Source organism: Amycolatopsis sp. cg5, assembly GCF_041346955.1.
In the GTDB taxonomy this organism is placed as follows: Bacteria; Actinomycetota; Actinomycetes; order Mycobacteriales; family Pseudonocardiaceae; genus Amycolatopsis.
Map to the genome: position 1 here is coordinate 3,904,943 of NZ_CP166849.1, position 14,318 is coordinate 3,919,260.

Below are 14,318 nucleotides of genomic sequence, written 5' to 3' on the forward strand. Positions count from 1 at the left end.
GACATCCGTAGTGCTACTGAGGTTCGGTACCCATCCTCGCGCCCGCCACCCACGCGGCGATCTGCCGGTTCGTCAACCCTTGCCGCTGCGAGGCCGAACCCGAGCCGCGCCGAGCCGGTGATCGCGACGACACCCGCGCCGCCGCAGACGAACAGGTCGGCGTGCGGCCTCGGCCGGATCGATGTCGCCGAGCACCTCGCGCTCGGCCGCGCGCCCGATGAACCGGTCCCGTGCGTTCCTGGTCATCGTCCCCCGATCGCCGCCTCCGGCTCATCGTAGGACTTCGGCGCGGTAGGCCAGGAGCGCCGCGTCGGTGTCGGCGGCGACGAGGTCGGCGTTGAGGTGGGCGCCCGCCAGCGCGCCCGCCGCGGCGGAGGCGCCGACCTGAGCGCTCAGGTCGGTGGCGTTGCCCGCGACCCAGACGCCGGGCACGGCCGTGGTGCCCGCCATGCCGGACGCGATGCGGCGGCCCATCCCGTTCGGCAGGTCTTCCATCGGCAACGCCAGACCGGCGAGGCCTTCGACGCGCGCCTGCATACTGGTGGCGACCGCGACGACCGCGCGCGGAACGAACTCCCCGTCGGCCAGCCGGATTCCGGCGATCTCACCGTCCTCAGTGGACTCGATGGCGGCGACCGGGGTGTCGACGATCCGGATCCCGCGCGCGGCGAACCGGGTGCGGGTGTCCTCGTCGAGTCCGGTGTCGCGGGTGAAGTAGACGAGGTCGTCGCTCAGCTGGCGGAACAGCAGCGCGTGGTGGACGGAAGCGGGTCCGACGGCCAGCACGCCGATGGGTTCGTCACGCACTTCCCAGCCGTGGCAGTACGGGCAGTGCACGACGCCGTGTCCCCAGTGCCGCGCCAGTCCGGGCACGTCGGGCAGCACGTCACGAAGTCCCGTGGCGACGAGCAGCCGCCTCGCGCGCAGGGTTTCGCCGCCCGCCAAGGTGACGGCGAAGGCCCCATCGGCCGGGACCGCGCCGATCACCTCGCCGGAGATGATCCGCCCGCCGTAGCGCTGGACTTCGTCGCGTCCCGTTCGCAGCAGATCGGCAGGCGGGGTCCCGTCGTGGCCGAGCAGTCCGTGGATGCCGTCGGCGGGCGCGTTGCGCGGGGAGCCGCTGTCGATCACGGTCACGGAGCGGCGGGAGCGCGCCAGCATCAGCGCGCCGTTGAGTCCCGCGGCGCCGCCGCCGATCACGATGGCGTCGATGGTTTCGGTGTTCGTCATGGTGACGAACGTAAGCGCGGTTTGCGTTCAACGCATACACTCTTGCCTATGACGCAAGAAGATGGCGAGCTGGACGGCCTCGTGCGCAAACGGATCCGCGCACTGCGGGTCGCCCAGGGCTGGTCACTGGAGGAACTGGCGACCCGCGCCCGGCTCAGCCAGTCGACGCTCAGCCGGATCGAGAACGGCCAGCGCCGCCTCGCGCTGGACCAGCTCGTCACGCTCGCCCGCGCGCTCGACACCTCGCTCGACCAGCTGGTCGAGACGGCGACCGACGACGTGGTCAGCCATCCGATCAACGACCACGGGCAGCTGCGCTGGCCGATCAAGTCCGATCCCGGCATGGCGGTCATGCGTCAGCGTCTGGTCGATCCGCCGCCGGACAACCCGTCCCGCTTGCGCGCGCACGCCGGCCGCGAATGGCTGGTCGTGCTTTCGGGGACCGCGATCCTGTTGCTCGGGAACCGGCGTCTTCGCGTGGAGACCAACCAGGCGGCGGAGTTCCCGACGATGCTGCCGCACGCCGTCGGGACCGCAGGAGGCCCATGCGAGATCCTGGGCATCTTCGACCGCGACGCTCGCCGGGGCCATGCCTCGTGAGCGTTGCGGGCGGTTCTAGCCGCCCGCGACGCTCACGAGGCTTGGGGTCCGTCTCGTTGCCTCCGGTTGTGGGGCAGGGCCTCCCTCACCCCGAGCACGTCGAGTGAGGGCCTCCCTCACCCAAGCCCTGTCGAGTCAGGGCCTCCCTGACCCGGATCCGCCGAGTGAGGGCCTCCTTGACCCGAAATGTCGGGTGAGGGAGGCCCTGACCACTTGCAGTCGGGTGAGGGAGGCCCTGACCAGCCAGACCCATGCGTCACCCGTGGGGTTCCCTGGGCGCCCATCAACTGTCCACTCAGGACACCGGCCGCCACCTCCGCCGCTGGAGGGCCTGTATGAAGGCTCCCTTCATACACGCCGAACTTGATGAAGGCTCCCCTCATACGCCCATGCTGTATGAAGGCTCCCTTCATGCAGGCCGAGCTGTATGAAGGGAGCCTTCATACACGCGAACCCTGCCGTCAGCGCGAGCCTGGGACCTCAGGCGGAGTAAAGCGGGCTTTATCCCCACGCCGCGGCACCCAGGCATCCCAGCCTTTGCCCGCGCCGCCAGGTTTTCGGGCGGGTTCTTGCGTTTCAGGCAAGATCGTATGCCTTTGGCGCATGGTCGTCCTAGCTTGGGAGGCACAGGCGATGAAGGGATTTCTCATGGACGTCGAGTACGCGCAGTGGCTGGAGAGCAGGCGAGAGGAGATCGCGGGCAAGGCGAAAGTCGTTGGCGTCGCGAGGGTTTCCGGATCGCACCCGGCGCCGGGGGAGTGGCCTACCGGCGCAGGCTTGACCGTCACGACCACGCCCGCCGGCGCCGACGGCGGCTACGGCTTGATCGTCACGAACGACAAGGCGCCCGCGCCCAGCGGCGTCGACACCTACGCGTACGACCCGGCGTGGGTTTTCGAAGGTGAGTACCGGGAGGCGACTGCCGGGCGGCGCATCGAGGTCGGCAGGCTGACGTCACCGCGCAGCACGGAAGCCATCGCGTCGCCGGTCGATCTCGTGGTCACCATCGGCGGGACGGAATACACGCTGGCGGTGCTCGAAGACATGCCGGGCCAGCGTCTGGTGGTGTTCACGGACGAGACCAGCGGAACCGAAACGCCCGCGATCGGCCGCTGGCTGGTGCTGCCGCAGGTTGAGCCGGGCAGTCCGGTGATGGTCGACTTCAATCGGGCGACGCTGTCGTATCACCACCTGTCGCCCGCGGTGTTCACCTGCCCGCTTTCACCGCCTGGCAACAGTTTGCCGCTGCGTGTCGAGGCGGGGGAGCGCGCGCTCGTCTACGACCTCGGGCAGAAGGCGATCGCGTTCCTGCGGCATCTGGAGAAGTCGGAGTGGACGGCCGCGCGGGCGTTGTGCGCCGGTTCGGCCACCGTCTGGCACAACGACGGCAAGGGGCAGGCGTCGATCGACGAGACCATGAGGTCCATGGCCGCGCAGTCCGAGACGATCGAGTCGATGCGCTACGACATCACCCGGCAGCTCACCGGGCCGGACGAGGTGCTGCAGCAGCACGCGGTGCGGGTGACCACAAAGGACGGTACGCGTGGCAGTGTCCATGCGGCGGCGTACTTCCGCTTCGAGGACGGCCTCATCACGCGGATCGAGGAATACGCGAACTTCGTGCCGGACGAGTCGTAACACCCGCGTGTGGCACGATCAGCCGGAATCGGCAGCGGAGGAGCGGGCATGCGCGGCAGGCGGACACAGCACGAGGATGTCGCGCCCGAGCACATCGCGGCGGTGCTGCGTGAGCGGATCTACGGCGGTATCGCCTGCTTGAGCACGCTTCTCGTCCTGGTCCGGCCCGCGGACTCTTCGCCGTGGGTCGCGGTGGTCGACGTCGCGGTGGCCGCGGGCGGGCTCTGGGCCGCCAGCCTGCTGTCGGAACACGTCGCGCACCTGGCCGCGCACGGGAAACGGCTGCACGGCCTCGAAGCGGTGACCGCCGCGCGGGCGTCAGCGCAGATCCTGCAGGCGTCCGGGATTCCGCTGGTTTTGCTGATCCTCGCCGCGTTCGGCCGGATTCGCTACGAGGTCGCGCTGAAGGCCGGGATCTGGGTTTCGGTGGTGTCGCTGGGTTTGTTCGCGCTGCTCGCCGCCCGGCGGACGCGGTTGCCGCTCTGGAAACGGCTGCTGCTCGTGGTCGCGCTGCTCGCGCTGGGCGCGCTCGTGGTCACGGTCAAGACGCTCGCCCACTGACCAGGGTCGTGAGTGGTATGGCCGGTTAGAACCGGTCATACCACTCACGAGTCCTTACTGGCAGGCTTCGCAGTCCGGGTCGTCGATGCGGCAGGCGGCGCCGTCGGTGAGCGGGAAGTCGAAGTCGTCGAGCGCGGGCACGAGCGTCGCGGCGGCCTCCGGCGACGACGGCGAAACAGTGGCGGACATGGTGTCACTCCCTTGATCACGAACCTGTGTAACCAGATGTAGCGCCGTGACCCGGCAGACATTCCGTGACCCGCGACACAGTCAGCGGGCGTCGCGGACCGCGAGGAGATTGGCGACCAGGCGCTCGGCGTCGGTGTCGGGATCCAGCGGGATCGACATCAGCGCGCGGATGTAGGCCGGGGCGAGGATGAGCTCGAAGATGTCCAGCCAGGCGAGCGTGGTCGAGCCGCTCGCCTCCAGGGTGGCCTCGAACTGGCGGACGCGTGGTCCGGCGAACTGCCCGATGTCGGACAGCCCGTTCTCGCCCGCCCTGGCCATCGCCTTGAAGAAGGCCATCTGGTTGGGCGAGCGCAGGTCGGTGAGCAGCTTGGTGACCCAGACGAGCATGTCGGCGCGCAGGTCACCGGTGGCGGGCACGGGGGAGCGCTCGCCGAGTTCCTCCACGACCGTGTCGATGATCAGGCCCTCCGCGGTGCGCCAGCGGCGGTAGATGGTCGCGATGTGCACGCCCGACCTGGCCGCGACGGCGGCGACGTCGATGGTGCCGTCCGTGGACTCGGCCAGTAGTTCGCGGGTGGCCGCGTGGACGGCGTCCCTGGTTCGGGCGGTGCGTCCGCCGGGGCGCGTCACGCCTGTCGCTTGGGCCATGCGAGAAGGCTATCGCGAATCAGTTGCGTTAGCACCTCGAGGTGCGCTAGCTTTAAACGCGAAAGATTCGCACTTAGGAGTTACGGGGGCAGGACATGACCAAGGCACTGATCGTGGGCGGCGGGATCGCGGGCGACACGCTGGCGCTGTTGCTGGAGCGCGACGGCTGGCTGGTGACGGTCGCCGAGATCGCGCCGGCGCTGCGGACCGGCGGGCAGACCGTCGACCTGCGCGGGGACAGCCGCGAGGTGCTGGAGAACGCGGGCCTGCTCGAAAAGGCGCTGGAGTGCCTGGTCCCGCAGAGTGGCGCCGCGTGGATCGACGAGACGGGGCGCCCGCTCGCCAAGATGCCGGTGGAAGCCTTTGACGGCAAGGGTTTGGTCTCGAAGGAAGAGCTGCTGCGCACCGACCTCGCGCGGATCATCCACGAGGCGGCCGGGCCCGGCGTGACGCACCGCTTCGGCGAGACCGTCGAGGCGCTGGAGGACCAGGAGAACGGCGTGCTGGCCCGCTTCCGCGGTGGCGACGAAGAGGTGTTCGACCTGGTCGTCGGCGCGGACGGGGCGCACTCGCGGGTGCGCGCGCTGCGGTTCGGCCCGGAGGTGCGGTACCGCAGGCCGCTCGGCCTGGCGCACGCCTGGTTCACGCTCGACGAGAAGCCGGGGACACCGGAACTCGACGGCTGGTTCCTCATGCACAACGCGCCCGGCCGCCGCGCCGTCGCGGCCAGGCCTGGGCACGCCGGTCAGCAGGAGATCGGCATGACCTTCGGCGCCGACACGCTGCCGCCGCGCGGTGACCACGAGGCCAGGTTCGCTTTGCTGGAGGAGACCTTCGCCGGCGTCGGCTGGCGCACGCACGAGTTCCTCGACGCCGCCAAGACGGCGAAGGACTTCTCGCTCGACACCCTCGACCAGGTGCACATGCCGACTTGGCACGACGGCCGGGTCGTGCTCGTCGGCGACAGCGCCTGGTGCGCCAGCCCGCTCAGCGGCCTCGGCACCGCGCTGGCGCTGCGTGGCGCCGCCGAGCTGGCGTCCGCGCTGCGCGAGGCCGGTGGCAGGCTGCCCGCCGCGCTGGCTGCGTTCGAGTCGGCCATGCGGCCCAGGGTCGAGTCGGCGCAGAAGCTGCCGCCGGGCCGGGTCGCGGCGGCCGCCCCGAACACGAAGCGGGGCATCCGGTTCAACGCCTGGGTGATGCGCACGGTCCAGTCGAAACTGCTGCGGCCGCTGATGAAGCGGGCGTTCGCCGCGACCGAGCACGGCCGCGAGTCGGTCCCGTCCACGGTGTGAGAATTGTCGGTCCCACCGCATAGGGTGAGGGAGTGATTACGCCATCGCTGCCGCTGATCGACATCGGACGCTTCCGCGACCCCGCCGCGGACCGCGCGGAGTTCCTCGCCGAGCTCCGGCGGGCCGCGCACGAGGTCGGCTTCTTCTACGTGGTCGGGCACGGCGTGCCGGACCGGCTGACCACCGGGATCTTCGACGTGGCCAAGGAGTTCTTCGCGCTGCCGGTCGAGCGGCGGCTGGCGATCGAGAACATCCATTCGCCGCAGTTCCGTGGCTACACGAGGACCGGCTACGAATACACCGGCGGGTCACCCGACTGGCGTGAACAGATCGACATCGGGCCGGAGCGGGATCCGGTCGCGGGCGGTCCCGCGTGGCAGCGGCTCATCGGCCCGAACCAGTGGCCCGAATCGCTGCCGTCGCTGCGGGAAACGACGTTGGCGTGGCAGGCGGAGGCGTTGCGGGTGAGCCGCGAGGTGCTGCGCGCGCTGGCCGCCGCGCTGGGTCAGGACGAGGGCTACTTCGACGTCTGGTTCGACGACGAGGCGTCCACGCACGTCAAGATCATCCGCTACCCGGGGCGGCCGTCGGCGGAGCGGGACCAGGGCGTCGGCGCGCACAAGGACTACGGCTACCTCGCCTTGCTGCAGCAGGACGAGATCGGCGGCCTGCAGGTCCAGGCGGCCGACGGTGGCTGGATCGACGCGACCCCGGTGCCGGGGAGCTTCGTGTTCAACATCGGCGAGATGCTGGAGATCGCGACGCAGGGCTACCTCACGGCGACCCGGCACCGGGTGGTGAGCCCGCCCGCCGGGGTCGAGCGGTTCTCGGTGCCGTTCTTCCTGGGCCCCAGGCTGGACGCGGTCGTCGAGCCGCTGAAGCTGCCGCCCGAGCTCGCCGCGCACGCGAAGGGCGTCAGCCAGGACGCGGACAATCCGCTGCACGCGGCGTTCGGCGAGAACGCGCTCGTCGGCTGGCTGCGGTCGCATCCGAAGGTCGCCGAGCGCTGGTGGGGCGACGTGGTGGGGGAGCGGGCATGAGCAGCTTCGAGACCCGGCAGATCCACGCGGGCGCGCAGCCCGACCCGACGACCGGCGCCCGCGCGACGCCGATCTACCAGACCACGTCGTTCGCGTTCGACGACGCGCACCACGCGGCCGAGGCGTTCGCCTTGCGCGACCTGGAAACACACGCCTACACGCGCTTGTCGAACCCGACGACCGCGGTGGTCGAGGCGCGGCTCGCCGACCTCGAAGGCGGGGTCGCCGCGGTCGCGGTGGCCAGCGGCCAGGCCGCGTCGACGTTGGCGTTGCTGAACATCGCGCGCGCCGGTGACCACGTCGTGGCGGCCGCGAGCCTCTACGGCGGCACGTACAACCTGCTGGCGTACACCTTCGCGGACCTCGGGATCGCGGTCGACTTCGTGCGCGACCCCGACGATCTGGCCCAGTGGCGCGCCGCCATCCGGCCGGAGACGAAGGCGTTCTACGCGGAGACCGTCGGCAACCCGCGCGGCAACGTGCTCGACATCAGCGCGGTGGCGGACATCGCGCACGCCGCAGGGGTGCCGCTGGTCGTGGACAACACGGTGCCGACGCCGTTCCTCGCGCGGCCGCTGGAGCACGGCGCGGACATCGTGGTGCATTCGACGACGAAGTTCCTGTCCGGCCACGGAACCGGCATCGGCGGCGTGGTGATCGACGGCGGCCGGTTCGACTACACGGCCGAGCCGGACCGCTGGCCGCAGCTGACCCGGCCGGACCCGAGCTACCACGGGCTCGTCTTCGGACAGGAGTTCGGCGAACTCGGCTACAGCCTGCGCCTGCGCACCAAGCTCGTCCGCGATCTCGGCCCCGCGGTCTCGCCGTTCAACAGTTTCCTTCTGCTGCAAGGCATCGAGACGTTGTCGCTGCGGATGGAACGGCATGTTTCGAACGCGGCCACTGTCGCCGCCTGGCTCGCCGAGCGGCCTGAAGTCGAAGCCGTGCACTACGCGGGCCTGCCGGGAAACCCCTGGCACGACGTGGCGAAGCGGTACCTCCCGCTCGGCGTCGGCGCGGTGGTGGCGTTCGAGCTGATGGGCGGTCTGGAAGCGGGCCGCCGGTTCGTCGGCCGCCTGCGGTTGTTCAGCCACCTGGCCAATATCGGCGACGTGCGCAGCCTGGTGATCCATCCGGCGTCCACCACGCACGCACAGCTGGACCGGGAGCAGCAGCTCGCCAGCGGTGTGACGCCTGGGCTGATCCGGCTTTCGGTGGGCCTCGAAGGCGCCGGCGACCTCATCGCCGACCTGGACCAGGGATTGCGCGATGGCTGAATTCAACGGCGTCAACGGCAAAGTCCACTATGGACATTGGAGCCCGGCGGAGCCGACCGTGCTGGTCGTGTTCCTGCACGGCCTCGGTGAGCACATCGGCAGCTACGGGCCGCTCACGGAAGCGCTCACCGAAGCCGGGTTCGCCGTCTGGGCGGCCGACCACGCCGGGCACGGCCGCAGCGAGGGCGTGCGCGTGCTGATCGACTCGGTCGACGATCTGGTGGCCGACGCGGCCACCCTCGTCGGCCTCGCGCGGGCCGCGCATCCCGGGCTTCCGCTGGTGCTGGCCGGGCACTCGCTCGGCGCGACCGTCGCCACCCTGCTCGCGGGCGAGGCCGACCCGGCCGCGCTGGTGCTCGCCGGGTCGTCGCTCGTGCCCGATCCCTCCGGCGGGCTCGCCGTGCTGCTCGCCAGCGGGATCGATCCATGGGAGCTGCGCAAGGACCCCGGCGAAATGACCAGGCACGCCGGATACGCCCAGCAGATCCGCGATGATCCGCTGACCTGGCAGGGCGGCTTGCGGATGGAGACGCTGCGTGCGCTCGTCGAGGCCGCGCCGCGCGTGGCCGACGCGCTCGGCGAGCTGAACCAGCCGGTCTTGCTGCTGCACGGCGAAGCGGACGACATGGCGCCGGTCGCCGGCGCGCTCCGGGCCGCCGAGCTGCTGCCGGACGCGCGGGCCGTCGTCTTCCCCGACGATCGCCACAACATCCTGAACGAGCTGGACCGAGAGGAGGTCTACCGGGTCTTCACGACGTTCATCGCGGAGCGGGTACGAGGCTGATCTCGGCCCAGGTCGTCTTGTGCGCCAGCGCGTGCTCGACGCCCCAAGCCGAGCTGAGCGCCTTGACCAGCAGCAGCCCGCGCCCGCCCGGCTCCAGCACCGGGCGCTCGCCCCGCAGCTCCGGCAGCAGCTGGGGACGCGGGTCGTCGACCTCGAGCCGCACCACCGCCCGGCCGGACGGCTGCCACATCCGGAACGCCAGCACGCCGCCGGCGTGCTTGAAGGCGTTGGTGACCAGCTCGGTGGCCAGCAGCTCGGCGTCCGCCACGACCTCGGCGGGCACGTCCACCAGGCGCTCGCGCAGCCACGCGCGCATCGGGGCGAGCGCGAACGGCCCGGCGGTGACGGGGAATTCGTGCTCACCTTGTCTGTGCTCGACGCTCACGACGCTCCTCAGCGGTAGGTCCCCGCTGACGAAGAGCGTGGGGTGGTTCGGCTGCACCCAATATGGTGACACCCACCACGCCGCCACGCTCATCAGCGCTCACCATGCCCGGCACCGGTGCGGGTGAAAGGATGTCGATCGTGGACGTGCGCATCCCCGTTCTTGGAGACGACCAGCCGTGACCACGGACTTCACCTGCACCACGCTCCTCACCGCCGCCGGGCCCGTGCTCGGCTTCGCCGGTGAGCTCGACGCCGATGTCGCCCCCGAGGCACTCGAAGCGATCGGCGCGCTGACCCTGGAGAAGGGCCAGCAGCTGGTGGTGGACCTCGGCGAGCTGGCGTTCTGCGACTCGAGCGGCGTCGCCGTGCTGATCGCGGCCCGCAACCACGCGCTCGCCGCCGACGCGGGCATCGCGCTCGCCGCGGTGCCGCCCCAGCTCAGCCGGACACTCGACCTGGTCGGGCTGACCGGCTTCTTCACCATGTACGCCAGCACGGCCGACGCCCGAGCGGCTTGGGAGTCGTAGCGCTGATCAAGCAGGCCACTGCTGGCCGCGCATCCAGGAGTCGAGCGCGATGAGCGTCTTGGTGCCGGTGACCTGATGGTGGGTGCGGATCTCGTCGATGGTGCGCTGCAGGTGGGCCATGTCGCGGACGCGGAGCCAGACGAGCGCGTCCGGGTCGCCCGCGATGGTGAAGACCGCCTGCGCCTCGGGCATCCGAGTGGTCGTGCGGACGATCTCGCCGACCTTCGTGGTGCCGGTGAAGCGGAGTTCGGTGAACGCCTCGATGCCCCAGCCGAGCTTGGTGTGATCGAGCTGGACGGTGTAGCCGACGATGACGCCGGTCTCCTGCAGCCGGTCGATGCGGCGTTTGACCGCCGCGGTGGACAGGGTCACGCGGGCGCCGATGTCGGCGAGGGTGCGGCGGGCGTCCTCGCGCAGCAGCTCCAGGATCTCGCGGTCGGTCTCGTCGATGAGCATGAGGTCGGAGCGTAGTCTCGCACAACAAATATCGTCCAGAAGCGCGCGAAGCGTGGATATTTTGCGTGGGAACCGCCAACTTGGGCCCGGCTGTTGCGGCCTGGCCGGACAGACGGGTCTCCTACTGCGAAGGACGGCGGAGGAGGACGGTGTGGCGGAGCAGTTCACGCTCGAAGACCGGTACTTGCGGGAAGACGGCACCGTCTACCTGAGCGGGGTGCAGGCGCTGGTGCGCATGCTGTTCGACCGGGTGCGCCACGACCGCGCGACCGGGACGTCGTCGCCCGGCGTGTTCGTCTCCGGCTACGAGGGGTCGCCGCTGGGCGGGTACGACCTCGAACTCGGGCGGCGGTCGGTGCTGCTGGACAAGCACGGCGTGGTGCACCGGCCGGGACTGAACGAGGAGCTGGCCGCGACCTCGGTCATGGGCAGCCAGCTCGCCGGCGCCACCGGCGTCTGGTACGGCAAGGCGCCGGGACTCGACCGGGCCACCGACGCGCTGCGGCACGCCAACCTCGCGGGCACCGCTCCGGCCGGTGGTGCGGTGGCGCTGGTCGGCGACGATCCCAACGCGAAGTCGTCGACCGTGCCGTGTGCCTCCGACCTCGCGCTGGCCGACCTGGCCATGCCGGTGTTCTACCCGGCGGACTCGCAGGACGTGCTCGACTTCGGGCTGCACGCCGTCGAGCTGTCCAGGGCGAGCGGGCTCTGGTCGTCGATGAAGCTGGTGGCCAACGTGGCCGACGCCGCGGGCACCGCCCGTGTCCGGCCACAGTGGACCGCGCCGGAGCTGGGCGCCGGGTTCAAGCCGTATCGGCACCAGCCCAGCGCGCGGCTGCTCGGCACCAACCTGATGGCGCTGGAACGCAGTCTCTTCACCGAACGCCTGCCGCTGGCCGTGGAGTACCTCCGGGTGAGCGGGGTCAACCAGATCGTCCACAGTGGACCTGGCGACCGCATCGGGATCATCACCGCCGGAAAGCCCTATCTGGACTTGATGCAGGCGCTGCGGCTGCTCGGTCTCGACGAGGAAGCGTTGACCCGCAACGGGATCCGCATCCTCAAACTCGGCGCGATCTATCCGCTGGAGCCGTCGATCGTGCGTGAGTTCGCCGACGGGCTCACCGAGATCGTGGTGGTCGAGGAGAAGCGGTCGTTCCTCGAAGCGGCCGTCAAGGAGGTGCTGTACGGCACCGCGGGCGCGCCTGCCGTGTACGGCAAGACCGGTCCCGACGGCCGCACCCTGTGCACCGAGCTGGGTGAACTCGACCCCGAGCGCGTCGCCACCGCGCTGGCGAGCAGGCTCGGCGACATCCCGTCGGTCGGCGCGTGGCGGCAGCGGCGCCGCCGCGATCGCATCGCCGTGCCGCTGCTGGCGCGCACGCCGTACTTCTGCTCCGGCTGCCCGCACAACTCCTCGACGAAGGTGCCCGAAGGGACCGTGGTCGGCGGCGGGATCGGCTGCCACGCGATGGCGTTGTTCATGGAGCCCGAGCAGGTCGGGGACGTGGTCGGGCTGACTCAGATGGGCGGCGAGGGCACCCAGTGGATCGGGATGGCGCCGTTCGCCGAGGCCACGCATTTCGTGCAGAACCTCGGCGACGGCACGTTCACCCACTCCGGCAGCCTCGCGGTGCGTGCCGCGGTCGCCGCCGGGGTGAACATCACCTACAAGATCCTCTACAACTCGACCGTCGCGATGACCGGCGGCCAGGACGCCGTCGGCGGGCTGCCGGTGGACCGGCTCGCGGCGCTGCTGCTGACCGAAGGCGTCGCCAAGGTGGTCATCACGACCGATGAGCCGACCAAGTTCCGCCGGGTGCGCCTGCCTGCCGGAGTCGACCTCCGGCATCGCGACGAACTGATTGCCACGCAAGAAGAACTGGCCGCGGTGCCCGGCGTGACCGTGCTCATCCACGACCAGGAATGCGCCGCGGAGAAGCGCCGCAAGCGCCGTCGCGGCAAGCTGGAGACCCCGGCGGCCAAGGTCGTGATCAACGAGCGCGTCTGCGAGGGCTGCGGCGACTGCGGCGCCAAGTCGAACTGCCTTTCGGTGCAGCCGGTGGCGACCGAGTTCGGCCGCAAGACCACGATCCACCAGTCTTCGTGCAATGTGGACTACTCGTGCCTCGCAGGCGACTGCCCGTCGTTCATGACCGTGGTGCCCACCGGCCGCAAGCAGCGGCGCGGCCTGGGTGAGCTCGGCGCGGCCGAACTGCCCGAGCCGACGCGCACCGGCACCGACTTCACCGTCCGGATCACCGGCGTCGGCGGGACCGGCGTGGTCACCGTCGCGCAGATCCTCGCCACCGCCGCCGTGCTCGAAGACCGGCACGTGCGCACGCTGGACCAGACCGGGCTCGCGCAGAAGGGCGGCGCGGTCGTCTCCGACTTGAAGATCACCGCCGAAGTGACCGCGCAGGCGCCGAAGCTCGCGACCGGCGAATGCGACCTCTACCTGGCCTGTGACGTGCTGGTCGGCGCCGATCCCGCCCAGCTGTCGGTGGCCGACGCCGCGCGCACGACCGCCGTCGTCTCCACCACCGAGGTGCCGACCGGCCGGATGATCGTCGACACCACCGTGTCCTTCCCCGACGCGGAAGCCGTGCGCGGCGCGATCTCCGCGAGCGCCGTGCGCACCGTCGTGCTCGACGCCCGCGCGCTGGCCGAGACGCTGTTCGACGACGACCAGTTCGCCAACATCCTCCAGCTCGGCGCGGCTTACCAGACCGGCGTCATCCCGCTGGAGGCGGCGAGCCTAGAACGCGCGATCGAGCTCAACGGCGTCGCCGTCGCCGGGAACCTGCAGGCCTTCCGCCGTGGCAGGCAGCTCGTCGCCGACCCGGACGCGCTGGCGACGCCGGCCGCGGTCACGGTGACTCGCACGCCGTCGCGGGCGGCGCTCGCCGCGCGTGCGCTCGTCAAGGCCGAGCCGGGTTCGGAACTCGCGCGCCTGCTGGACATCCGCGTTCCCGAGCTGGTGTCCTATCAGGACGCTCGCTACGCACGCCGCTACGCCGAGTTCGTGGAGCGGGTGCGCCTGCTGGAAGGCGACTCGACCGCCGTCACCGAGGCGGTGGCCAGGAACCTGCACAAGCTGATGGCCTACAAGGACGAGTACGAGGTCGCCCGCCTCGCGCTCGACCCCGAGGTGATCGCCGGGATCGAGGCCGAGTTCGGCGTCGGCAGCCGGTACGCCTACCGCCTGCACCCGCCGGTGCTCCGCGCGCTCGGGATGAAGCGCAAGATCTCGCTGGGACAGCGTTTCCGGCCGGTGTTCGTCGCGTTGCGCGCCGCGCGGAAACTCCGCGGCACCCGGCTGGACCCGTTCGGCGCGGCCAAGGTCAGGAAGGTCGAGCGCGAGCTGATCGACGACTACCGCGAGACGATCCTCGCCGCGTTCGCCGGCGTGGACCGGGAAAGCCTGCTCGCGCTGGCCGAGCTGCCGGACCTGATCCGCGGCTACGAGGACATCAAACTGGCCAATGTGGACGCCTACCGCCGGGAGCAGGCCGTGCTGCGGAGTCGGGTCGTGAGTGTTTTGGCCGGTTAGAGAGCGGAGGGGTAAATGTGGCGTCTCTCGCTCGGCCATGACGAGGGCGCGGCTGAACCACACAAAGGCCACCCTTGTAACGCTGAGCGTGACATGGGCTCCCTTCGTCACGTGCAAGACCCCACCGCAACCGCGC

At 70.6% G+C, this 14,318-nt stretch carries 15 protein-coding genes; 9 read left to right on the plus strand and 6 right to left on the minus strand.

Translation table 11 applies throughout. From position 1 onward, the window contains the following. Window positions 1-72 precede the first annotated feature (72 nt). Complete coding sequence (locus tag AB5J62_RS17740) at window positions 73-246, minus strand: hypothetical protein (RefSeq protein WP_370949323.1); 174 nt, start codon at window positions 244-246, stop codon at window positions 73-75. 24 nt (window positions 247-270) lie between these two features. Continuing rightward, complete coding sequence (locus tag AB5J62_RS17745; RefSeq protein WP_370949324.1) at window positions 271-1,230, minus strand: NAD(P)/FAD-dependent oxidoreductase; 960 nt, start codon at window positions 1,228-1,230, stop codon at window positions 271-273. Between the two features lie 48 nt (window positions 1,231-1,278). On the opposite strand from AB5J62_RS17745, the gene AB5J62_RS17750 reads away from it, so the two are divergent. The 3 genes from AB5J62_RS17750 (at window position 1,279) to AB5J62_RS17760 (ending at window position 4,029) form a co-directional block, all read left to right on the plus strand. Then, a complete protein-coding gene (locus AB5J62_RS17750) occupies window positions 1,279-1,830 on the plus strand; it encodes a helix-turn-helix domain-containing protein (protein ID WP_370949325.1) in 552 nt (183 codons plus the stop codon). A 633-nt stretch (window positions 1,831-2,463) separates the two neighbouring features. After that, window positions 2,464-3,468 carry a DUF1684 domain-containing protein gene (locus tag AB5J62_RS17755; RefSeq protein WP_370949326.1) on the plus strand — a complete coding sequence of 335 codons (1,005 nt, stop codon included), beginning with the start codon at window positions 2,464-2,466 and terminating at the stop codon, window positions 3,466-3,468. A 48-nt stretch (window positions 3,469-3,516) separates the two neighbouring features. Beyond that, window positions 3,517-4,029, plus strand: coding sequence for a hypothetical protein (locus AB5J62_RS17760; RefSeq protein WP_370949327.1), 513 nt, complete (start codon window positions 3,517-3,519; stop codon window positions 4,027-4,029). Window positions 4,030-4,083: 54 nt separating this feature from the next. Here the strand turns inward: AB5J62_RS17760 and AB5J62_RS17765 are convergent, their stop codons facing one another. Next, window positions 4,084-4,218 carry a hypothetical protein gene (locus AB5J62_RS17765; protein ID WP_370949328.1) on the minus strand — a complete coding sequence of 45 codons (135 nt, stop codon included), beginning with the start codon at window positions 4,216-4,218 and terminating at the stop codon, window positions 4,084-4,086. Window positions 4,219-4,299: 81 nt separating this feature from the next. After that, a complete protein-coding gene (locus tag AB5J62_RS17770) occupies window positions 4,300-4,866 on the minus strand; it encodes a TetR family transcriptional regulator (protein WP_370949329.1) in 567 nt (188 codons plus the stop codon). Window positions 4,867-4,961: 95 nt separating this feature from the next. On the opposite strand from AB5J62_RS17770, the gene AB5J62_RS17775 reads away from it, so the two are divergent. The 4 genes from AB5J62_RS17775 to AB5J62_RS17790 are packed head-to-tail and all read left to right on the plus strand — an operon-like array spanning window position 4,962 to window position 9,259. Beyond that, entirely contained in the window at window positions 4,962-6,158 is a 1,197-nt protein-coding gene (locus AB5J62_RS17775; protein ID WP_370949330.1) for an FAD-dependent monooxygenase, read from the plus strand. Window positions 6,159-6,190: 32 nt separating this feature from the next. Then, window positions 6,191-7,198, plus strand: a complete 1,008-nt coding sequence (locus AB5J62_RS17780) for an isopenicillin N synthase family dioxygenase (protein ID WP_370949331.1) — start codon at window positions 6,191-6,193, stop codon at window positions 7,196-7,198. Then, on the plus strand, window positions 7,195-8,475 hold the full coding sequence (locus AB5J62_RS17785) for a bifunctional o-acetylhomoserine/o-acetylserine sulfhydrylase (protein ID WP_370949332.1): 1,281 nt from the start codon (window positions 7,195-7,197) through the stop codon (window positions 8,473-8,475). Before AB5J62_RS17780 ends, AB5J62_RS17785 begins: the two co-directional genes overlap by 4 nt. Then, entirely contained in the window at window positions 8,468-9,259 is a 792-nt protein-coding gene (locus tag AB5J62_RS17790) for an alpha/beta fold hydrolase (protein ID WP_370949333.1), read from the plus strand. Before AB5J62_RS17785 ends, AB5J62_RS17790 begins: the two co-directional genes overlap by 8 nt. Here AB5J62_RS17790 and AB5J62_RS17795 read toward each other — a convergent pair. Beyond that, window positions 9,234-9,644 carry an ATP-binding protein gene (locus AB5J62_RS17795; RefSeq protein ID WP_370949334.1) on the minus strand — a complete coding sequence of 137 codons (411 nt, stop codon included), beginning with the start codon at window positions 9,642-9,644 and terminating at the stop codon, window positions 9,234-9,236. The two genes, AB5J62_RS17790 and AB5J62_RS17795, sit on opposite strands and share 26 nt — an antisense overlap. Before the next feature lie 178 nt (window positions 9,645-9,822). Here AB5J62_RS17795 and AB5J62_RS17800 point away from each other — a divergent pair, with 178 nt between their 5' ends. After that, window positions 9,823-10,173, plus strand: coding sequence for an STAS domain-containing protein (locus tag AB5J62_RS17800; RefSeq protein WP_370949335.1), 351 nt, complete (start codon window positions 9,823-9,825; stop codon window positions 10,171-10,173). Window positions 10,174-10,179: 6 nt separating this feature from the next. Here the strand turns inward: AB5J62_RS17800 and AB5J62_RS17805 are convergent, their stop codons facing one another. After that, window positions 10,180-10,629, minus strand: coding sequence for an Lrp/AsnC family transcriptional regulator (locus tag AB5J62_RS17805; protein WP_370949336.1), 450 nt, complete (start codon window positions 10,627-10,629; stop codon window positions 10,180-10,182). A gap of 151 nt (window positions 10,630-10,780) precedes the next feature. On the opposite strand from AB5J62_RS17805, the gene AB5J62_RS17810 reads away from it, so the two are divergent. Then, window positions 10,781-14,182, plus strand: coding sequence for an indolepyruvate ferredoxin oxidoreductase family protein (locus tag AB5J62_RS17810; protein WP_370949337.1), 3,402 nt, complete (start codon window positions 10,781-10,783; stop codon window positions 14,180-14,182). Window positions 14,183-14,318 lie beyond the last annotated feature (136 nt).